At 62.6% G+C, this 20261-nt stretch carries 16 protein-coding genes; 5 read left to right on the forward strand and 11 right to left on the reverse strand.

The window, feature by feature from the left end; all coding sequences use genetic code 11:
• The first annotated feature begins 179 nt into the window (after nucleotides 1-179).
• Nucleotides 180-2951, forward strand: coding sequence for a valine--tRNA ligase (locus tag ACMDCR_RS17515; RefSeq protein ID WP_413987834.1), 2772 nt, complete (start codon nucleotides 180-182; stop codon nucleotides 2949-2951).
• Nucleotides 2952-3019: 68 nt separating this feature from the next.
• Here ACMDCR_RS17515 and ACMDCR_RS17520 read toward each other — a convergent pair whose 3' ends face one another.
• Nucleotides 3020-3733: an HAD family hydrolase gene (locus ACMDCR_RS17520; protein WP_413987835.1), complete on the reverse strand. Its 714-nt coding sequence runs from the start codon at nucleotides 3731-3733 to the stop codon at nucleotides 3020-3022.
• A 139-nt stretch (nucleotides 3734-3872) separates the two neighbouring features.
• On the opposite strand from ACMDCR_RS17520, the gene betC reads away from it, so the two are divergent.
• On the forward strand, nucleotides 3873-5393 hold the full coding sequence (gene betC, locus ACMDCR_RS17525; protein WP_413987836.1) for a choline-sulfatase: 1521 nt from the start codon (nucleotides 3873-3875) through the stop codon (nucleotides 5391-5393).
• A 541-nt stretch (nucleotides 5394-5934) separates the two neighbouring features.
• Nucleotides 5935-6681 (forward strand): tetratricopeptide repeat protein, encoded by a 747-nt coding sequence (locus ACMDCR_RS17530; protein ID WP_413987837.1) that lies wholly within the window; start codon nucleotides 5935-5937, stop codon nucleotides 6679-6681.
• Nucleotides 6682-6728: 47 nt separating this feature from the next.
• Here ACMDCR_RS17530 and ACMDCR_RS17535 read toward each other — a convergent pair whose 3' ends face one another.
• Nucleotides 6729-8969 (reverse strand): CHASE2 domain-containing protein, encoded by a 2241-nt coding sequence (locus ACMDCR_RS17535; RefSeq protein WP_413987838.1) that lies wholly within the window; start codon nucleotides 8967-8969, stop codon nucleotides 6729-6731.
• A gap of 230 nt (nucleotides 8970-9199) precedes the next feature.
• Here ACMDCR_RS17535 and ACMDCR_RS17540 point away from each other — a divergent pair, with 230 nt between their 5' ends.
• Entirely contained in the window at nucleotides 9200-9967 is a 768-nt protein-coding gene (locus ACMDCR_RS17540) for a FecR domain-containing protein (protein WP_413987839.1), read from the forward strand.
• A gap of 22 nt (nucleotides 9968-9989) precedes the next feature.
• Here the strand turns inward: ACMDCR_RS17540 and xth are convergent, their stop codons facing one another.
• From xth to ACMDCR_RS17585, 9 genes are all read right to left on the reverse strand, one after another.
• Nucleotides 9990-10772 carry an exodeoxyribonuclease III gene (gene xth, locus ACMDCR_RS17545; protein WP_413987840.1) on the reverse strand — a complete coding sequence of 261 codons (783 nt, stop codon included), beginning with the start codon at nucleotides 10770-10772 and terminating at the stop codon, nucleotides 9990-9992.
• An 86-nt stretch (nucleotides 10773-10858) separates the two neighbouring features.
• Entirely contained in the window at nucleotides 10859-11188 is a 330-nt protein-coding gene (gene erpA / locus ACMDCR_RS17550; RefSeq protein WP_413987841.1) for an iron-sulfur cluster insertion protein ErpA, read from the reverse strand.
• Between the two features lie 194 nt (nucleotides 11189-11382).
• Entirely contained in the window at nucleotides 11383-12183 is an 801-nt protein-coding gene (locus tag ACMDCR_RS17555) for an ABC transporter permease subunit (RefSeq protein WP_413987842.1), read from the reverse strand.
• Nucleotides 12184-12451: 268 nt separating this feature from the next.
• Complete coding sequence (locus ACMDCR_RS17560; protein ID WP_413987843.1) at nucleotides 12452-13309, reverse strand: 2-aminoethylphosphonate ABC transporter permease subunit; 858 nt, start codon at nucleotides 13307-13309, stop codon at nucleotides 12452-12454.
• Complete coding sequence (locus tag ACMDCR_RS17565) at nucleotides 13302-14444, reverse strand: ABC transporter ATP-binding protein (protein ID WP_413987844.1); 1143 nt, start codon at nucleotides 14442-14444, stop codon at nucleotides 13302-13304. Before ACMDCR_RS17565 ends, ACMDCR_RS17560 begins: the two co-directional genes overlap by 8 nt.
• 2 nt (nucleotides 14445-14446) lie before the next feature.
• Nucleotides 14447-15463, reverse strand: coding sequence for a 2-aminoethylphosphonate ABC transporter substrate-binding protein (locus ACMDCR_RS17570; protein ID WP_413987845.1), 1017 nt, complete (start codon nucleotides 15461-15463; stop codon nucleotides 14447-14449).
• Nucleotides 15464-15565: 102 nt separating this feature from the next.
• Nucleotides 15566-16906, reverse strand: a complete 1341-nt coding sequence (locus ACMDCR_RS17575) for an aspartate aminotransferase family protein (RefSeq protein ID WP_413993655.1) — start codon at nucleotides 16904-16906, stop codon at nucleotides 15566-15568.
• A complete protein-coding gene (gene phnX / locus ACMDCR_RS17580) occupies nucleotides 16906-17709 on the reverse strand; it encodes a phosphonoacetaldehyde hydrolase (RefSeq protein WP_413987846.1) in 804 nt (267 codons plus the stop codon). Before phnX ends, ACMDCR_RS17575 begins: the two co-directional genes overlap by 1 nt.
• Before the next feature lie 15 nt (nucleotides 17710-17724).
• Nucleotides 17725-18858 (reverse strand): TIGR03364 family FAD-dependent oxidoreductase, encoded by a 1134-nt coding sequence (locus tag ACMDCR_RS17585; protein WP_413987847.1) that lies wholly within the window; start codon nucleotides 18856-18858, stop codon nucleotides 17725-17727.
• Between the two features lie 176 nt (nucleotides 18859-19034).
• Between ACMDCR_RS17585 and ACMDCR_RS17590 the strand changes: the two genes are divergently transcribed.
• Entirely contained in the window at nucleotides 19035-20246 is a 1212-nt protein-coding gene (locus ACMDCR_RS17590; protein WP_413993656.1) for a deoxyguanosinetriphosphate triphosphohydrolase, read from the forward strand.
• Nucleotides 20247-20261 lie beyond the last annotated feature (15 nt).

A 20261-nucleotide genomic window follows, 5' to 3' on the forward strand; every position in this document is an offset into this window, starting at 1 on the left:
GGCCTGTTCAGCCGTTGCAATCGTGCTTGACAGCACTCGATAGTCCGTCGACGGACGCGGAGGCCGATGGCGATCACACTCCACCGGTTTCATTGACTTTCGGGCGATGTTTCTGCCACTAACCACGCGAATATCGCTGCCCTGTCGGGTCGCGCTCAGCATTGCCTTGAAAGAACATCATGATCGAGACCACCTTTGATCCCGCCAGCGTCGAGCCGCGCGTGTCGGCGGCCTGGGAAGAAGCGGGTGCCTTTCGTGCCGGCCGCGAAGACCGCAAGACCGCAGCGCCCTATTCGATCGTGATCCCGCCGCCGAACGTCACCGGTTCGCTCCATATGGGCCATGCCCTCAACAACACGCTGCAGGATATCCTCTGCCGTTTCGAGCGTATGCGCGGCAAGGATGTGCTCTGGCAGCCTGGCACCGACCATGCCGGCATCGCCACCCAAATGGTGGTGGAGCGCCAGTTGCAGGAGCGCCAGATCCATCGGCGCGATATCGGCCGCGAGAAGTTCCTCGACTATGTGTGGAAGTGGAAGGAAGAATCCGGCGGTACCATCATCAATCAGTTGAAGCGCCTGGGCGCTTCCTGCGACTGGTCGCGCGAGCGCTTCACCATGGATGAGGGGCTTTCCAAGGCCGTCATCGAGATTTTCGTGCGCATGAACGAGGCAGGCCTCATCTACAAGGACAAGCGCCTCGTCAACTGGGATCCGAAACTCCTTACCGCCATTTCGGATCTCGAAGTGGTGCAGGAGGAGATCAACGGGCACCTGTGGCATTTGGCCTATCCTGTGGTCGATGATGCCGGCAACGAGACGGGCGAGACCATCACGGTGGCGACCACTCGTCCCGAGACCATGCTTGGCGATACTGCGGTGGCCGTGCATCCCACCGATGAGCGCTACACCCATCTGGTTGGCAAACGAGTGAGGCTGCCGCTGGTCGGCCGCCTGATTCCGATCGTCGCCGACGACTATTCCGATCCGGAGAAGGGTACCGGCGCGGTGAAGATCACGCCGGCCCATGACTTCAATGACTTCGAGGTCGGCCGCCGGCATGACCTTGAGGTGATCAACATCTTCACGGCCGAAGCCCATCTCAACGATGCCGTGCCTGAGGCCTACCGCAACCTGGAGCGTTTCGAGGCGCGCAAGCGCATCGTCGCGGACATGGAGGCGGCCGGTCGTCTGGTGCTGGTCGAGAAGCACAAGCACCAGGTGCCGCATGGCGACCGTTCTGGCGTGCCGATCGAGCCTTGGCTGACCGACCAGTGGTATGTCAACGTCCGCCCGCTCGCCGACAAGGCCGTCGACGCCGTGCGTCGCGGCGAGACCCGCTTCGTGCCGCAAAACTGGGAGAAGACCTTTTTCGACTGGCTGGAGAACATCCAGCCCTGGTGCGTCTCGCGCCAGCTCTGGTGGGGCCATCAGATCCCGGCCTGGTATGGTCCTGATGGCGACTATGTCATCGCACGCGACGAAGCCGAGGCCCGCGCCAAGGCCGACGCCAAATGGGGAGCCGGCGCTGCCATCACGCGCGACGAGGACGTGCTCGACACCTGGTTTTCCTCGGCGCTCTGGCCCTACTCGACCTTCGGCTGGCCGGGTAAGACGCCGGAACTCGCCAAATATTATCCGACCTCGGTGGTGGTGACGGGCTTCGACATCATCTTCTTCTGGGTCGCCCGAATGATGATGACGGGCCTGTTCACCCAGAACGACGTGCCGTTCCGCGACGTCTACATCCATGCCCTCGTCCGCGACGAGAAGGGCGCCAAGATGTCGAAGTCGAAGGGCAACGTGATGGACCCGCTCGACATCATCGACGGGATCGAGCTGGAGCAGCTGGTTGTCAAGCGCACCTCTGCGCTGGCTGACAAGCGCGACATCGCCCATGTGACCGCCGAGACGCGCAAGCTCTATCCCAATGGCATCGACCGCTATGGGGCTGACGCGCTGCGCTTCTTTTTGGCTGCCATGGCGGCGCCCGGGCGCGACGTGAAGCTGTCGATCGACCGCGTCAAGGGCTATCGCAATTTCGGAACCAAGCTGTGGAATGCCACGCGCTTTGCCGAAATGAAGGGCTGCGTGCGCGATCCTTCCTTCGACCCGAAGACCGCCAAGATCGCGCTCAACCGTTGGATCGCCGGCGAGGCTGAGAAGGCAGTGGGGGAGATCCAGCGCGCCATCGAAGCTTATCGCTTCAATGACGCTGCCGGCGCGGTCTACCGTTTCATCTGGAACGTGGTGTGCGATTGGTATGTCGAGCTTTCCAAACCGCTGATCGACAATGGCGATACCGCGGCCAAGGCCGAGACACGCGCCATGGTGGCGTTCATCCTCGACCAGGCAACGCTCCTGCTGCACCCCTTCATGCCCTTCATGACCGAGGAATTGTGGACGGTGACCGCTGGGCCGCAGCCGCGTGGGCAACTTGCCGCGCTCACCCCCTGGCCGGATCTCGGCGGGCTCTTCAATGCCGAGGCGGATGAGGAGATCGGCTGGCTGGTCGATCTCGTTTCCCAGATCCGTTCGATCAAGACCGAGGTGGGTGTCCCCGGCGGCGCGCAGACGCCGCTTGTGATGGTGAATGCCTCGCCGGCCGTGGAAGCACGCGTGGCTGCCTATGGCGACACCCTCAAGTTCCTCGCCCGCATCAGCGAGATCTCCTACGCCCCGGCGGCGCCGAAGGGATCGGTGCAGATCATCGCCCGTGGTGCCGTGGCGGCGCTGGCGCTCGAGGGTGTGATCGACATCGAAGCCGAGAAGGCACGTCTCAAGAAGGAGATGGACAAGATCGATGGCGAGATCGCCAAGATCAACGCCAAACTCGGCAATCCCGACTTCATTTCCCGCGCCAAGGAAGAGGTGATCGAGGAAAATCGCGAGCGGCTGGAGGAAGCGACGGTTCGCCACGCCAAATTGCAGGACGCGCTGGCGGGGCTGTGAAAGGGGCGCTTTCAAACGCGCCTTCGTCACAGGACTGTGTTTCCGGGCGGGTTTGAAGACCCGCCCCCTTATTCCTTCAGCGTCTCAATCAATGCAGCAAGTTTCTGCAGGCCCTCGATCTCCCTGAAGCGCGGTTCGTGCAAGGGCGCTTCGGCGTGTTCGTAGACCCAGGTCAGATGGTGGGGGACGTAAACGCCCCAACTGCCAACCTGGAGGGCCGGTATCACATCCGATTTCAGCGAATTGCCGATCATCATGCTGTTGGCCGGCCCGTCGCCGTGGCGCGAGAAGGCGCGGGCATAGGTGTCCGCGCTTTTCTCGCTGACGATCTCGACGGCCTCGAACATGCCTTTGAGGCCGGATTGCTCGACCTTGCTTTCCTGGTGGAACAGATCGCCCTTCGTGATCAGCACCAGCCGGTAGGATCCAGCCAGTTTTTCCACCGTCTCGCCGGCGCCCGGAAGAAGTTCGACCGGATGGCTGAGAATCTCCTTGCCGATCGCCAGGATCCTGCCAATCGTGGGTGCGGGCACCTTTCCGCCACTGATTTCGATCGCCGTTTCGATCATCGAAAAAGTGAAGGTCTTCATGCCGAATCCATGGCTGCGCACATTGCGCATTCCGGTTTCGAGCAGATGGGCCAGCAGCGCTTCGCGGTCGGCAAAGTCGGCGAGCAGTCCGACGAACTCCTCATGGGCGACGCCGAAATATTGCTCGCTTTGCCAGAGCGTGTCGTCGGCGTCGAAACCGATTGTCGTGAGGTGGGGCAAGGCAGTGGCCATGGTGTCAAACCTGAATCCGAATGCCTTCCAATAGTCCCAAAAGCGTCGCGGAAGCCAGCCCGCGTCGGATGCGGGCAAGGCCTGTTCGGCGGTGTCTTACAACAATCGCCGATCCCGCCGTCCAGAGTCTCAAGCGTTCATGTCACAGACCAAGCCGAACATCCTCATCATCATGGTCGATCAGCTTTCGCCCGCTTTCCTGCCGATCCATGGCTTCGATCTCGTCAAGGCGCCGAATATCTCGAAGCTCGCGGAGCGGGGTGTCGTGTTCGACAGTGCCTATTGCAATTCGCCGCTCTGCTCGCCCTCGCGCGCCGTGTTCATGAGCGGGCAATTGCCGTCGCGCTCGCTGGTCTACGACAATGGGGCGGAGTTTCGTGCCGATATTCCGACCTGGGCCCATTATATGCGCCGCGCAGGATACAAAACGATACTGTCCGGCAAGATGCATTTCTGCGGCCCCGACCAGCTCCATGGCTTCGAGGAGCGCCTGACTACCGATATCTACCCGTCGGATTATGGCTGGACGCCTGACTGGGACCACCCGGAAAGGCGGCCGAGCTGGTACCACAACATGTCCTCGGTGACGGACGCCGGGCAGACGGTGCGCACCAACCAGCTCGACTTCGACGACGAGGTGGTCTTCACCTCCCAACGGGCGATCTATGACCACGTGCGCAGCTCCGACAAGCGCCCGCTCTGCCTGATCGCATCGATGACCCATCCGCACGATCCCTATGCGATCCCGAAGGAGTATTGGGATCTTTACGCTGATGTCGAGATCCCGCTGCCCGAGCATGACATGGCGCCCGGCGATCTCGATGCCCATTCCAAGCGTCTGCGCCATGTCTGCGACATGGACAATGCCGACATTACCGCGGAGCAGCTGTGCAACGCTCGCCGCGCTTATTTCGGAGCGATCTCCTATATCGACGATAATATCGGCAAGCTGATGAAGGCGCTGGATGCGGCGGGCCTTGCCGACGACACCATCGTGATCTTCACCAGCGACCATGGCGAGATGCTGGGCGAGCGCGGACTGTGGTACAAGATGAGCTGGTTCGAGAACTCCGCCCGCGTCCCGCTGATAATCTCGGCTCCACGGCTCTACCAGCCCCGCAGGGTCGAAGAGAGCGTCTCGCTTGTCGACATCCTGCCGACCCTCGTCGACATGGCCGATCCCGAGGCTGCAAGGGCGCTCACCGATATCGATGGCCACAGCCTGGTGCCGCATTGCACGGGGGAGGGCGGTCGTGACGAGGTGATCGGCGAATATTTGGCCGAAGGCGCCATTGCCCCGGTGATGATGATTCGAAGAGGCCGCTTCAAATTCGTGCATTCGCCGGTCGATCCGGATCAACTTTACGACCTTACCGTCGATCCGGCGGAGCTCACTAATCTTACCACCAGCCAGGAGCACGCCGATGTGCTCGAAGCCTTCCGCAAGGAAGCGTCCGAGCGCTGGAACTTTGCCGAGATCGACGAGGCGGTCCGGCAGAGTCAGCGCCGCCGTAGAGTCGTCGACGCCGCCCTTACCTCGGGAAAGCTAAGCCCCTGGGATTTTCAGCCTTTCAGGGATGCTTCCAAACAATATATGCGCAACAGCATTGATCTTGATGATCTTGAGGCCACGGCTCGCTATCCTCGGGTGCGACCGTGACAACTATAGTTAATGCTTTATTGGGCTGTGTGGCAATCGAGCAACACGGATTTTAAGTCTTCTGTCTACGCCGCTCCGTCGTTGGCTTGGCCTAGATCCTGCCACAAAGTAAACGCTGAATTCGACCCGCCGACAGAGAGCGTACATGTGCTCAGCCGCCGGCGGGACGGCAGTGATAGTGGTTGAGTGGCGGTCGAATTTGAATATGGCTTTTCACAATCAGGCAGCGAACGTCGCCCTTGTTGCCTGCGGCAATGACCGCAGCACGGGAGGTGTTGCGGCGCTGTCCTCCGATGTCGTGAAAAAGCCATCAACTTTGCCGCTTTTGCGTGGGCGCCGCCGTGAAGTGGCCCAAAAATCGGCAGAAGTTTCCTTTACTTCGTCCTCCATGACCGATGTTTCCCTCATAGCCGAGCGGCATTTTTCGCCAGACCTTGCGTGCAGGGTTCCGGCCGGTTTGCGCCGTGGCGGGAGGTCGGCTTGGATTCTCGCTGTTTTGCAGGCGAGCGGCCTGGGTGTCCTGCTCACGCTTGGCTGTTGCTTGGGGGCGCATGCCTTCGATGGCACCAAGACGCCAGCCGACGATCCAACCCCGATGGAGGCCTTCCGATCGGGCACGCAGGCCTATAAGGCAGGCGATCTCTCCGGGGCTTCGCAGATGCTGGAATTTGCTGCCAGCAAGGGCCATGCGCTAGCGCAGTGGAAGCTGGCGCGCATGTATTCGGAGGGCGATGGCGTCCCTCACGACGATTACAAGGCCTTCCAGTATTATCAGGCGATCGTGGATGCCCATGGCGAGGATAGTCCGGATACGCCGCAGGCCCGCTTCGTCTCCAGTGCCATCGTGGCTCTCGGCTCCTACTACCTGACCGGCATCCCGAATTCACGCATCCAACCCAATCCCAGGCACGCCAACGAGATGTTCCAATACGCCGCCACCTACTTCGGTGACAGCGATGCACAGTACAATCTTGGCCGTATCTATCTCGACGGCAATGCCGCCCAGCAGCGCGATCCTATGATGGCTGCACGCTGGCTGCGTCTGGCCGCGGACAAGGGCCACCACCCGGCCCAGGCGGTTCTCGGCCATGTGCTATTCTCGGGCGGCGACATGCCCCGCCAGGCGGCCCGGGGCCTGATGTATCTGACCTTGGCGCGGGACGGAGCCTCCGGCGACGGTGACCAGTGGATCATCGACCTCTACAACGATGCCTTCGCCAAGGCCACGCCGGATGAGCGTGACATGTGCCTGACCTATCTCGGGCAATTCCTCAAGGATCACTCCTGAGCGCAAGAAATCGGCTGCAATTGCCTGAAAAACTTGAAGAGCCCAGATCAGAGCTGGGTCACGCCCTGCCAGTCGATTCTCGGATCCATAATCAAATTATTGAAGTGGCTGGTGTAATAGGCATGCAGCCGGCTGTAGGCTCCCTCATAGAGGGCAACATTCCTCTGCAACAGTTCCTGCGCCTCGGCAAAGGCCCCCTTGCGGTAATTGGCCAGGACCTCCTTCTGGACAGCCTGGAGATCGGTGAAGCCCTGGCTGGCCGGGCCGGTATGCAGGGCAAACAGGCCAGTGGCTCCCTCGCGGCCGCGCACTGTCACGCGGTCGATTTCCAGGAAGGGCAGGTCTTTGGCAGCCTTGCAGGTATCTTCCGTGACGACGATTTCAACGCCGTAGATCTTGGTCAGCGGCTCGATGCGTGCGGCCAGGTTCACCGCGTCTCCGAGCGCTGAATATTCGAGCCGCTGCTCGGAGCCGAGATTGCCGACACAGGCCTCCCCGGTATGCAGGCCGATGCCGATCCTGATCGGCGGGTCTTCGAAATTGCGGGCCATCTCGGCGATGTCGAGCGCTGCCTTGCAGGCAAGCAAGGCATGGTTGGGCATGTCGAGCGGAGCGTTCCAGAACGCCATCATGCCGTCGCCGATGAACTTGTCGAGGGTGCCGCTATGCTTGAGCACGGCCTCTGTGGCGGGCGTATGGATGCGACGGATCAACGAGACGACGCCCTCCGGCGACTGCTTCTCGGCAATGCCCGTGAAGTCGCGCACGTCCGAGAACATGATGGTGAGTTCGCGGATCTCGCCGCCAAGAACGATGCGGTCGGGCGCTTCGACAAGGCGCTCGACCACTGCCGGCGTCACGAAGCGGCCGAACATGGAACGTACCTCGGCGCGGCGGTGCTCGGCTTCCTGGAAGTGGTAGATCGTCGCCGTGAGGAACACGCTGAGAATGCCGATATCCGGGATCACGGCGTCGAAGAGGAAGCCTTCGCGCACGAAGAGGATCCATGACCAGGAGCCGAGCAGGATCGGTATAGAGAGGCCTGCTGTCGCCGAAACGAGCGGCATATTGCGGGTGCGCCGCAAGATCCAGGCAAGCAACCCACCGAGGGCGAGCACGAGGAAGGCCTCGACCGCCTGCATCCAGTCCGGCCGCACCAGATTGGCGCCGGCCAGGATCTGCTCGACAGCCTGAGCGTGCACCTCGACACCGGGAATTGCCGGCTCGACCGCCGTGGTTCTCTGATCGCGCAGGCCGATGGCGACAGCACCGACGAAGACGATGCGGCCCTGGACGTCGTCTGGATTGAACGAGCCGTCGAGTACCGAGGAGGCCGAGACCCAGGACTCGGGCTCGGATCTGCGGGCGATCAGCCGGATCTCGCCGTTCCACTCGGTGTCGATGATGATTTGGGCCGGCGAGCCGGCATCGCTTCCCTCGTTCTCGATCCGGATGGCGTTGACGCCGGACTTCTGGCCGAAGGCCGTCTGCCCACTGGCGTTGGAGGAGCGCACCTGGATGTTCCTGGCACGCAGTGCAACGCGTATTGCCTCAAGGGACAGGGAAGGCGCCAGCTTGCCGCCCGCCGATATCAGCATGGGCACCTTGCGAATGACGCTGTCTGCTTCCGGGATCCAGTTGATGGCGCCAATGCCCTGGGCAGCATCGAACAACTCTGGAATCGGCATCACCGCGCTATCGAAGTGTGGGACGAAGTCGACTGGGTCGTCGCCCAGGATGGTAAAGCAGGCCGGCACCAGGTCATTCTTTTCGTCGCACCGGGTCGCCGGTTTCGGCTCGGCGGCGACTGGCGTGCCTGCATCACCCCCGATGAAGCCGAGGACGACGGGGGACTGTCTCAACGCCCTTGCAAAAATGGCATCGTAGGAAGCGTCGGTCGACGATATCGCCTTTTCGAGGGCGTTGCGCTCCTCGCTGGTCGGCAACCGCTTGACCAGCAAGTTGGGTGAATTCTGGTCGGGCTCGCCAAAGGCGATATCGAATACGATAGCTGCCGCACCGGCATCGGTGAGCTTCTGCGTCAGCTTGGCGATGGTGTCGCGCGGCCATGGCCATTGGCCAACCTTGGCCAGGGACTTCTCGTCAACGGCGACGATGCGAACGGGCGAGTCGGGATCGCCGTGCTGTGCGTGCCAGCGCTGATAGCCGTCGAATACGATCTCGCTGAGGCGAGGCAACGGGTAGGGGGAGAAGAGGGTCAGCAGGCTGGCGACCAGGAGCGGCACGGCCATGATCAAAGGATAGCCCAGAAAGCGTTTCAGTCGCATATCGATGTCACGCTCATATTCGGACGTCCAAATTACCTTCTGGATGAAATCGCAACATTCTGCCAGAGATTTTGTCGGCCTATTCCAAGGTTCCGAACAGATTGGCTGGCAATGTGGAGTGTAGAAATGGCCCCTTGATCGGATGTCCGAATGCGTCATGATGCATCGATATCCCTGTCTTGCCTTTCCTTCTCCTCCAGAGGCTGTTTCGCTCCAACAGGTTTGCCGGCATGCCGCTTTCGCGCCTTTCATCTCTGCGTGCCCTGGGGGTTATCGCGGCATCATTGCTGGTCTCGCCTGGAGCCCTCGCTGCCGAAGCGATAGGCGATGCGGTGGGTGTGACGCCGGCGGCGGTCGGCACGGTTTCCGGGGATCTCGGCATCAACGTTGCCGTCTATCGCGACGAGACCGTGCAGACCGGCCCCACAGGCGTTCTTGAGATCAAGTTCCTCGACCAGACCCGGCTGGCTCTCGGCTCGAGCTCTTCCATCAAGCTCGATCGTTTCGTCTATTCGGGAGGGCAAGCCAGCGATGTCGTGGTTGGCCTATCGAAGGGCGTCTTCCGCTTCGCTACCGGCGTCTCGCGCAAGAAGGCCTACTGGATTGAGACGCCACTGGCCGGCATCGGCGTGCGCGGCACCAATTTCACGGCCGAGATCAGCGCTGCCTATGAGCGTTACACCATCTGGGAAGGCGCCATCGAAATCTGCCCACGCCAGGCAGGCCTGACGATCGACCAGGAACGCAGGCGCCAGAACTGCCCCGTGCTCAGGCGCCCCGGCGATACGCTGACCGTATTGCCGGGTGGCACGATCCGACGAGGAGGCTCGCCGGTGACCATGGCTCTCAGTTGCGCCCAAACGGCAGGAGCCGTGCTCTGCGGCCAATATGGTGGTGGCCGTCCCGGACGGAACGGGCAGAATCGACCAGGCTTCAACTTCCCCACTTTCAATCCACCGACGCCGCGGCGCGGTGGCGTGGTCACGCCGGCGCAATAGTTTTCCTGGTCTAACTCTGACTTCAGAGCGCGAGATCGCAGCGGATGGGCACGTGATCGGAAGCCTTCTCCTGGCCGCGCATCGCCTTGTCGATGGCGCACCCCTGGAGCCGGGCGGCAGCTTGCGGGGAGAGCAGAAGATGGTCGATGCGAATGCCGTTGTCCTTCTGCCAGCCGCCGCCCTGATAATCCCAGAAGGTGAAGTGGCCCGGGCCGTGCTCGCAGGCACGGAAGGCATCCGTCAGCCCTAGCGCCAGCAATTCGCGGAACTTGGCGCGGCTCTGCAACAGGAACAGCGCGTCATTTACCCATTCAGCCGGGTTCTTGGCATCCTCTGGCATGGGGATGATGTTGTAGTCGCCCGCCATGACGAAAGGCTCTTCCAGGGCTAGCAGTCCGGCGATATGGACTCTCAGGCGTTCCATCCAGCCAAGCTTGTAGGGATATTTTTCCGTGCCGACGGGATTGCCGTTCGGCAAATAGATGGAGGCTACGCGCAGCGCACCGGATCCGGTCGATATCACCGCCTCCAGATAGCGTGACTGCTCGTCGGCATCGTCGCCGGGTAGGCGCGCCTTCACTTCGTCGAAGGGATGCTTGGAGAGGATGGCGACGCCGTTGAAGGTTTTCTGGCCGTGGATGGCGACATTGTAGCCCATGGCCTCGATTTCCAGCGAGGGGAAGGCTTCATCCAGGCATTTGATTTCCTGGAGGCAGACCACGTCAGGCTGGGCATCTTTCAGCCAGCCGAGCAGATGGGGAAGCCTCTGACGAATCGAATTGACGTTCCAGCTTGCCACACGCACGAGAGTGTTCCACCTTCAGATTGAACCACTAGGAATCGCTAAATGCTTTTTGATAGCAAAGAGTTAATCTGAAGAGGCGCTTCTGCCTACACGGAGAAACTGGTGCCGCAGCCGCAGGCTGCCACCGCCTGCGGATTGTTGATCTTGAAGGCGGAGCCGATCAGGTCCTCGACATAGTCGAGCTCGGCGCCCTCCATATATTGCTGCGACATCTCATCGATCAGCACGGTGGCACCTTCCCGATCGATGGCAAGGTCGTCCTCATGACGCTCCGTATCGAAAACGAATTTATACTGGAAACCGGAGCAGCCGCCCCCCTCGACGCTGATGCGCAACATCGAGCCCGAGGGCTCGCCCTGGAGGATCTTGGCAATCCGGCGAGCGGCGCGCTCGCTGACGGAAACGGTAGGGGTCATGGCGTCCTGCAACCTCAAAGCATCGGGGCAAAGCCGGAGATCGTTTTCGACCGCTACGATGCAACGACAAGAATCTACAGCATCGAAACCGATTCAGAAATGAGGTTCGATGCCATAGTCGCTACTGCCCCAGAAGTTAGGCATGAAACGTCCGGCATTCAATGCTCAAGCACATCCGCCTGCGCATGGCAGCCTCAGCGATTGGTGCTGGCCTTCACAGGGACGCGCTCCAAGCCTACCAGCAACAACAGCGTGGCGGCAACCAGCACCATGGTGAGCGCGGCACCGGAAAAAATTGCGCCACGGTCGGTCTGGCTGAAGATGGCAACGGGCAGGGTGACCCATCCCGGCGGATACACCATCACGGTGGCCCCGAGTTCGCCCATCGAAAGAGCAAAGCTCAGCCCGAAGGCCGCAATCAGGTAGGGCGCGATCAGAGGCAGGGTGACATGCCAGAGGCGGTAGGCCGGCCGTGCGCCGAGACAGGAGGCGACCTGCTCGTAATCGGGCGCAAGGCGGGACAGGCCGGCCGAGACGTTGCCGAAGGTGAAGGCCGAGATCAGCACGAAATGAGCCACGATCACGATGGCGATCGTGCCATTGAGCAGGATGGGGCGCTGGCTGAAGGCAACCAGCAGGCCGAGGCCGACCGAAACGGAGGGCACCGCGCTTGGAATGAAGAACAACAGCCCCAGCAGCTTTTGCAGGTGCTCACCCTGTAGGCGCAGGGCGAGCGCCGCCCACGTGCCCGTGGCCAGGGCCAGGAGGCTGGCCAGCAGCGCCGTCACCAGGCTCGCCCAGACCGCATCGCCGTTGGCGCCGGTGAAGACGTCGCCGTAATTCTCCAGCGTCGCCCCAGAAGGCAGCACGCCATTCCATTGGTCGGCGAAGCTCGCCATCAAGATCACCGCGAGCGGAGCCAGGAAGAGAACGGTGAGCAGCAGGGCACCAACAGCCCAGATCACGATGCGACCGGAGCGGGACCAGACCAGCATCTTAGGGCCCTCCATCAGGTATGGATTGGATTTGACGGGAGCGATATTGGCCGAGGAGAAGGATTGTGACGACGCAAGCCTTTCGGCTTGCTAGGATACGCGACGCACTCATCGACCAATATCGCCCCGCCGCTTCGCGGTGAGGTGCAAAATGGTCAGTTGCAGCGTCGCGCCGCGTGCCGATACGGATGTATCGGCGTGCGCGACGCTCCTCCCATCTGATCATTTTTGACCTCATCAAATTCCAATCCATACCTGATGGAGGGCCCTAAACTCCGAACCTGCCCGCGACGCAGCGGTAGAGACCGAACAACCCAAGCGAGAGCGCAACATTGACCACGGCGATGATGCAGGCGGTCTGGTAATCCGATTCCTGGATCGCCTTGTCGTAGATGAGGAGCGGCAGGGTGATCACGCCCTTCGCGCCGATGAACAGCACGACGCCGAATTCGTTCACCGTCAGCAGCAGGCAAAGGCTCCCGCCCGCGATAAGGGCGGGCACGGCGGTCGGCAGGATGATCTGGCGCACGATGCGCCAGGGTCGGGCACCGAGAATGCTGGCCGCCTCGATCTGTCCACGGTCGATCAGCGAGAAGGAAGCAAGCAAGGGGCGCAAGATGAAGGGCGTGTAGACCGTGACTTCAGCCAAAATCACACCCCAGGCCGAATAGAGAAAATCGACTGGCGGCGCTCCGAGGCCAAAAGTGTGCATCAGCGCCCCATTCAGCATTCCGGCCGACCCGTATAGGAAGGTGAAGGCCAGTGTGACCAGGAAGGTCGGCAGGGCGATGAAGGTATCGATCAGCCGCGCCACCAGCACGCTGCCGGGGAAGGGCACGAAGGCAAGGATCAAGCCCAGGACCAGGCCGAGGACAAGGCAGCCGGCCGTTGCCGACACCGCTATCTCGATCGTGTTGAGCAAGGCGCTCAGGAAAAAGCGCGAACCCAGCACGTCGAGGAATTGCTGGACATTGAGGAGACCGCTTTCATCGAGGAAGGCTTGTCGCGCGATCAAGGCGAGCGGGTAGAAGAACAGGATTGCAAGGACGATCGCTGGCGGCACGATCCATAAGCCGCCCAGGCTAGGCAAGGCCGAACGCCTGCTGGCAAAAACGGCGTTAGACATGGTCGTCTTCTGGAATCAGGCTGGCGTCCGACGGCGAGAAGTGGATCTTCATCGCGCTGCCCGCCGGCGGCAGGACGGGCGGGCGCGTCACCACCACGCGCACCGGCGTGTCGGCGACATCGAGGACGAGATGGGTAAGCTCGCCCTGCCAATGCACGTCCTTGAGGGTGCCAGTGATGGTGTTGACGTCGCTACCCTCGGGCTGGAGGGCGAGATGCTGCGGACGCACGCAGAGCAGGCACTTGCTGCCGTTCGGTCGGTCGCTCGCCGCGGCAAGCACGCTGGCCGAGCCGACCTGCACCTTGGCAAAGCCGCTGGCGCTGCCATTGTCCTCGACGAAAACAGGCAGAATATTGGCGCGGCCGAGGAATTCGGCTGCGAAGCGGTTGGGCGGTCGGCGATAGAGGTCGGCTGTGGGCCCATGGGCATTGAGCATGCCGTCCTTCATGATCGCGATCTTGTCGGCCAGCGTCAGCGCCTCGCTCTGATCATGGGTGACATAGAGCACGGTGAGATGCGGAAGCGTGCGGTGGAGCTTGGCGAGTTCCTCCACCATGGAGCGGCGGATCTGGGCGTCCAGCGCCGACAGGGGCTCGTCCAGCAGGAGCACCCGGGGGCGAACGGCAAGGGCGCGGGCAATGGCCACGCGCTGCTGCTGGCCGCCGGAAAGCTCGCGCGGATAGCGCTTGGCGTAGGTGGACATGCCGACGATGCGCAGCGAATCCTCGACCCGGTCGGCGATGAGGTTCTTCGGGGCGCCCTGGGCGTTGAGGCCGAAGGCCACGTTTTGGTCCACGCGCATATGGGGGAACAGTGCATAGTTCTGCACCACCATGGCCAGGCCACGCTCATAGGGCGGCATATCCGTCACGTCGGTCTCGCCGATGCGGATGCGCCCGCTGGCAGGCCTCACGAAGCCGGCGACGGCGCGTAGCGCGGTAGTCTTGCCCGAGCCCGAGGGCCCGATCAAGGCGAGGATTTCCCCCGCCTCGACACTGAGCGTCAGCGGCTTCATCACCACAAGCCCACGATAGGCGACGCTCACTCCATCGAAAGAAACGGAGGAGCCTGCCTGATCGGCGGCCCCGGCCGCCGCCCTTTGTGTGCCCGCGGGAGCATATGCCGCCATCGACATTCTCAGCCCTCCGTAGCCTTGTGCCAGCGGGCGACGTCGGCCGAAAGGTCCTTGAGCACGCTGGCCCAATCCGGGGTCCAGATCGTAACGCCGTTGAGCGCTTCCTTCAGCTTGGTGAAGTTGGCATCGGTCGGAGTGACGTCCTTGCGTACGGGCAGGCCGATGGCGACCGAGGAGACAGTCGACTGGGCGTCCTTTGAGAGCAGGAACTCGATGAGCTTCTTGCCGTTGTCCTCATCAGGAGCGCCGGTGACCAGGCCGATATAATAGGGCAGCGGTATCGTCGAGCGTTCGCCATTCGGGCCGGCGGGCCAGAACACGCGGATATTCGGGTTCTGATCCATCTGCGACATGTTCATCTGCAGGTCGCCATTGGCGACGAGCAGCTCGGACTTGTTGACGAGAGCGGTCAGCTTGCCGGTCGAGGCGGAGGGGCCAACATTGTTGTCCTGCAGCTTCTTCAGGAAGTCGAAGCCGGCATCGCGGCTACCGAAGGCATGGATGACCTGCAGCATCACGGCTGTGCCGTCACCAGCCTGGCCCGGAGTCGAATACTGGATCTTGCCCTTGAACTTGGGATCGAGCAGGTCCTCGAAGGACTTCGGAGCATCCTTGAGCGCGGAGGCGTTGTAGATGAAGTTCAGGTAGTTGTTGACCAAAGGCTGGTAAGTATCGCTACCGCCCTCGATTTCAGCCGCGGCGTCGGGCTTGTACTTCTGCAGGAGGCCATCGCCTTCGGCGCGCTGGATGAAGGGCGGCAGGGTGACGAGTACGTCAGCCTGCGGGTTCGACTTCTCCTTGGCAACGCGTTCGACGACGCCACCGGAACCGGCCTCGATGTACTGCACCTTGATGCCCGTCGCCTTGGTGAAGGCATCGAACTGGGTCTCGAACCAGCTTCCCTTGCCATCATGCAAGCCATCGGCAGAATAGATGGTGACGACGTCTGAAGCCGCCCAGACCGGCGTCATGAACATGGCGGCAGCCGTCAGCGCCGCGCCGAAAAGCACAGTTTTCATCCTTGAGCCCATCCTCGTTGGCAGTAACCCAAATTGCGATAGGACCGTTGGATGAACTTGTTGTGACAGTTCGCCATTTGGTTTAGTGGTAAAATATAACCTCTACAAGTGCAGGGCCGACAAGGACTTATCCAGGGTTGCAAAGGCGGAGGCAAATTCCTCCTGCGTGATGGTCAGCGGCGGGCAGAGCGTGACGATGTTGCCGCCGCCGAGCTTGAAGCTGAGGCCGCGCTCGAGGCAGGCATAAAGAAGCTTGTCGGCGCGTGCGCTTGCAGCCTCCTGGCTGTCGCCGCCGATCTCGATACCGAAATAGCAGCCGCACCCCCTGACATCGCGGATCGCGCCATGGCGCGCCTTCAGCTCGGCGAGACGGGCGAGGCCCTCTTCGCCAAGATCCCGCGCCCGCTGCACCAGGCCTTCCTCCTCGATCACGTCCAGTGTCGCCAAAGCCGCGGCGCTGCCGACGGGGCTTTTCTCATGCGTGTAATGGCCGAGAGCCGCCTGTGGCGCGACGTCGAGGCGCGTGTCGGCGATCATGGCGGCCATCGGAATGATCCCGCCTCCCAGGCCCTTGCCGATGACCAGTATGTCTGGCGTGGCACCGGCCTGCTCACATACGAACATGGTGCCGCTACGGGCAAGGCAGCTCGGGATTTCGTCGAAGATCAGCAGCGTGCCGGTGCGGTTGCAACTCTCGCGCACCCGCGGCCAGAAATCCGGGGGTGGAGGCTCGACCGTGGTCCAGCGCATCGGCTCGGCGATCAGCGCCGCCACATCACCCTGCACGGAGAGCGTATAGTCGACATAGTCGGCAAAGCGCTCGAAGGGGCGGTCCGGCCCGAAGAAGCGCTCGGCGAGGTGCAGCGGCGGCAGGTGCTCACTGCCCGGCATCATCGGGCCGAGATTGGCGCGGAACAGCGCCTCCCCGCCCACCGAGATCGTATCGAGGTTGGCGCCGTGGAAGGCATCCCACATCGAAAGGGTCTTGTGGCGGCCTGTGGCATAGCGCGCAAGCTTCAGCGCCATGCCGATCGCCGCAGCGCCGCTGGGCGCAAACAGCACCTTGCCGAGATCGCCGGGTGCCAGCTCGGCCAGCCGGCGGGCGAGCTCGATGGCCGTCCGGTTGGTGTAGCGCCGCGGGCTGAAGGGCAGGCGATCGAGTTCGGCCTTGATGGCGGCGACCACCCTTGGATGCCCATGTCCGAGCTGGTGCACGCTGTTGCCGTGGAAATCGAGGATGCGCCGTCCCTCGATATCGATCAGCGTGGCTCCCTCCGCCCGTTCGATTACATCGAGACAGGGGGTGGAGAGCGACTGGTGCAGGAAGTAGCGCTCGTCCTCGTCGAGCAGCGCGATCGTTTCGTCGCTCAATCCTGCCCGCCAGGCCGCGCGCAAGGGCGACCGATTGACATCGCCTTCACTCAGCGCCGGATCGTCCTTCATCACGGACGTTCACCGCGCTCAAGCCGGCCCTCGATCTCGAACAGCACCGGCAGGAGATCGGCGACGCTGTCGATGACGTAGTGGGCGCCGGCAGCCCTCAGGCGATCGGCCGCCGCCTGTCGCCTGCGCGCGAAATCCGCAGGCCCAAGCGCTTTGGTGTCGGCTTCGGACAGGCCGAAGACATTGCCGCTGACCGCCACGCCCACGGCCCAGCCTCCGGCGTGAATGCCTTCGGAAATGCCTACTTCGGTATCGTCGACCTTCACTGCATTCCATGCCGGCCAGACGCCGAGATCGAGGAAGGTCTTGTAGAGCATGAAGGGCGTCGGACGCCCATCCGGCGTATCGCCGGTGCACACGAGGCTGTCCGGCGCAAAGCCCTGCCGGGCGGCTGCGGGCGTGATCTCGGCCATGATCTCGCGGGTGTAACCGGTGGTCGAGCCGATCTTGAGACCCTCCGCCTTGACGGCTTTCGCCATTTCGGCTGCGCCCGGGATGAGCGTCGCATAGCTCGCCGCCACGGCCTTGTTTTTGGGCACGAACACCTCATAGACGGCATCGATATCGGCCTCCGTGGGTGCATGCCCATGCTTGTGAGCCCAGGCCTGGGCAACTCGCGGCAGCGCCATCAGGGCGGCAATGTGTGGGCGCTTGGCCATGCCCATCGGCCCCCTGGCCTCGTCGATCGAGATCTCGACGCCGAATTCGGCGAAGGTTTCCACAAAGGCCCCCATCGGCGCCAGTGAACCGAAGTCCACGACCGTGCCGGCCCAGTCGAAGATAACCGCTTTAAGGTGCTTCATGCTCTGTCTCCGGAATCAGCCATAGAGTTCGTCGATCACCTCCTCGGCGATGGCAAAGGAAGTGCTGGCGCCCGTGCCGCTGGTGATGAGAACGATACGCAGCGCATCGGTGGGGCGATCGATCAACATCAGCCGGTCGGGCGCCGAGGCATAGGTACCGATCCAGCGCTCGGTCACCTCGGGCGCCGGCCCTTCGAGAACCTGGGCGTATTCGTCGAGGATCAGCGTATCGACGCCCTCCGGTGCGAAGGGATCAGGCGTCGGCGCGTAGTGATGGGAATCGCCGACCACGAGCGAGCCATCGGCGCTGCGTACGACGATGAGATGGACACCGTTGTCGAGATGCTCGCCCTGTTCGGCCTGAAGCTGCTGCTTCAGCGCCTTGGCGGCAGGCCGCTCGGCATAACCAAGATAGCGCACCAGCCCAAGATCGGACATCAGCGCCGGCAGTCTTTCGTCGAAGCGCCTGGGCCTCACCCGCATCATGTGCAGCTTGCAGCGGGTCAGGCCATAGGCGGCGATCCGCTCTGGATGGAGGGTATGGAAATCATCGCCCGGGCAGACCACCACGGTTTCGGCCTCGACCGGGCCCCGGCTGGTTTCCAGCCGGGGCGCCGCCGCCGCATGCACCACCGTCTCTCGCAGGAAGGTAACGTCGAGCTGTTCGGCAAGATAGGTCGCCAGTTTCGGGATCGCCTCGCGCGATTCCACGCGCACCTCGTGCGGGCTGTAGAGTGCGCCGGCGAAGCTCTGGCTCCGGAGCCCGTCGCCATAGGCGCCGAGATTGCCTGGCTGGACGAGCCGGCATTCGCGCCCCATCTCGGTTTCGAGGAACTCCTCCAATACTCTGTGCGCTGCCGGACGGCGAGCAATCGTCAGGAGGCCGCGCTGCAGGATGGGGATGCCGGCCCTGTCAGCGACCTCGACCCAGATGTCGCGCGAGCGCATGGCCCGCTGCCAGCATTCGCCCTCCTGCTGTCCGGTTACCGTAATGAAGCCGAAATTACGGATCGAGGCGCCATTGGCCTGCGCATCGCGATCGACAACCACCACGCGCTTGCCCTTGCGAGCCGCGGCGAGGGCGTGGGCAAGGCCGCAAATGCCGGCGCCCACCACGGCAAGGTCGAAGGGGCGAGAGGACATTGGCATGGGGTCACTCACCGGCAGGGGAGGGAGAGGCGCATACTACCGTCGTTTGAACGGAATGTGACACCCTGTTGAGTGATTGCCCTGGCACATCCCTCTTTCACACGCACACGCAACGGGTTAAGGCCAATGCAATCGAATGGAAGCGTGGAATGTGAAGGCGAGGGCGGATGACGGGGGTGCAGATACCCGATTGCGTAGTGAGGCCGCGCGGCCCCTGGGCGGTAGCACCGCAATCGCGCGGCCGATTGTTCGCCGAACCGCAGTCGCCGACACGCACCGACTTCCAGCGCGACCGCGACCGCATCATCCATTCCACCGCCTTTCGCCGGCTCAAGCACAAGACCCAGGTCTTCGTAGCACATGAAGGGGATCATTACCGCACGCGTCTCACCCATACGATCGAGGTCTCGCAGATCGCCCGCTCGCTTGCCCGCTCGCTGGCGCTGGACGAGGATCTCGCCGAAGCGCTCGCGCTGGCCCATGATCTCGGCCACACGCCCTTCGGTCACACCGGCGAAGATGCCCTCGATGAGGTGATGCGGCCCTATGGCGGATTCGACCACAATGCCCAGTCGCTGCGCATCGTCACGCGGCTCGAACGGCGGTACGCCGATTTCGACGGCCTCAATCTCGCCTGGGAGACGCTGGAGGGCCTGGTCAAACATAACGGGCCGTTACTTGGCGCCCATGACCAGCCGACGGAGCGATACCGCGCTCGCGGCATTCCCATGGCGATCCTCGAATACCAGGCGCAACAGGATCTGGAACTCAAGACCTTTGCCAGCGCGGAGGCCCAGGCGGCGGCGATCGCCGACGATATCGCCTACAATGCCCACGATATCGACGATGGTCTGCGCGCCGGCCTGTTCGAGCTCAGGGATCTGGAACAGGTCCCGCTGGCGGGCGAACTGCTGGCCGATATCGCCACGCGCCATCCGGGGCTCGACCGCAGCCGCACCACGCATGAATTGATGCGGCGCGTCATCACACGGCTGGTGGAGGACGTCATCGTCGAGGGCACCGCAGCCTTCACCTCGGGGCATTACCTCTCCAGCGACGATGTCCGCCATGCGGGCAGGGCGCTGATAGCATTCTCCGAGCGCATCGGTGCGGCCGACAAGGGCATCAAGGGCTTCCTTTATCCGAACATGTATCGCCATGAACGCGTCATGCGCGTGCGGGCGCACGCGGCCGAGGTCGTCAAGCGCCTGTTCCACGGCCTTTTTACCGACATCACGCTGATGCCGGCGGAATGGTGCGAAGGCCTGGAGCAGGCCGGCGAGGACAAGCGCGCCCGCCGTGTGGCCGACTACATCGCCGGCATGACCGACACCTTCGCGCTCAACGAACATCGCCGCCTGTTCGGCTCCGCGCCGGAACTGCGGTGATGCCAGTCGCGGCAG

This window comes from Labrys okinawensis (assembly GCF_047345005.1).
Classification (GTDB): domain Bacteria; phylum Pseudomonadota; class Alphaproteobacteria; order Rhizobiales; family Labraceae; genus Labrys; species Labrys okinawensis.

Coding starts and splice junctions, on each gene's coding strand:
- ACMDCR_RS17570 (WP_413987845.1), bottom strand. CDS start 15,463: ATGAAAACTGTGCTTTTCGGCGCGGCGCTGACGGCTGCCGCCATGTTC.
- ACMDCR_RS17520 (WP_413987835.1), bottom strand. CDS start 3,733: ATGGCCACTGCCTTGCCCCACCTCACGACAATCGGTTTCGACGCCGAC.
- ACMDCR_RS17535 (WP_413987838.1), bottom strand. CDS start 8,969: ATGCGACTGAAACGCTTTCTGGGCTATCCTTTGATCATGGCCGTGCCG.
- phnX (WP_413987846.1), bottom strand. CDS start 17,709: ATGAAGCACCTTAAAGCGGTTATCTTCGACTGGGCCGGCACGGTCGTG.
- betC (WP_413987836.1), top strand. CDS start 3,873: ATGTCACAGACCAAGCCGAACATCCTCATCATCATGGTCGATCAGCTT.
- ACMDCR_RS17585 (WP_413987847.1), bottom strand. CDS start 18,858: ATGCCAATGTCCTCTCGCCCCTTCGACCTTGCCGTGGTGGGCGCCGGC.
- ACMDCR_RS17515 (WP_413987834.1), top strand. CDS start 180: ATGATCGAGACCACCTTTGATCCCGCCAGCGTCGAGCCGCGCGTGTCG.
- ACMDCR_RS17565 (WP_413987844.1), bottom strand. CDS start 14,444: ATGTCGATGGCGGCATATGCTCCCGCGGGCACACAAAGGGCGGCGGCC.
- ACMDCR_RS17540 (WP_413987839.1), top strand. CDS start 9,200: ATGCCGCTTTCGCGCCTTTCATCTCTGCGTGCCCTGGGGGTTATCGCG.
- erpA (WP_413987841.1), bottom strand. CDS start 11,188: ATGACCCCTACCGTTTCCGTCAGCGAGCGCGCCGCTCGCCGGATTGCC.
- ACMDCR_RS17555 (WP_413987842.1), bottom strand. CDS start 12,183: ATGCTGGTCTGGTCCCGCTCCGGTCGCATCGTGATCTGGGCTGTTGGT.
- ACMDCR_RS17575 (WP_413993655.1), bottom strand. CDS start 16,906: ATGAAGGACGATCCGGCGCTGAGTGAAGGCGATGTCAATCGGTCGCCC.
- ACMDCR_RS17560 (WP_413987843.1), bottom strand. CDS start 13,309: ATGTCTAACGCCGTTTTTGCCAGCAGGCGTTCGGCCTTGCCTAGCCTG.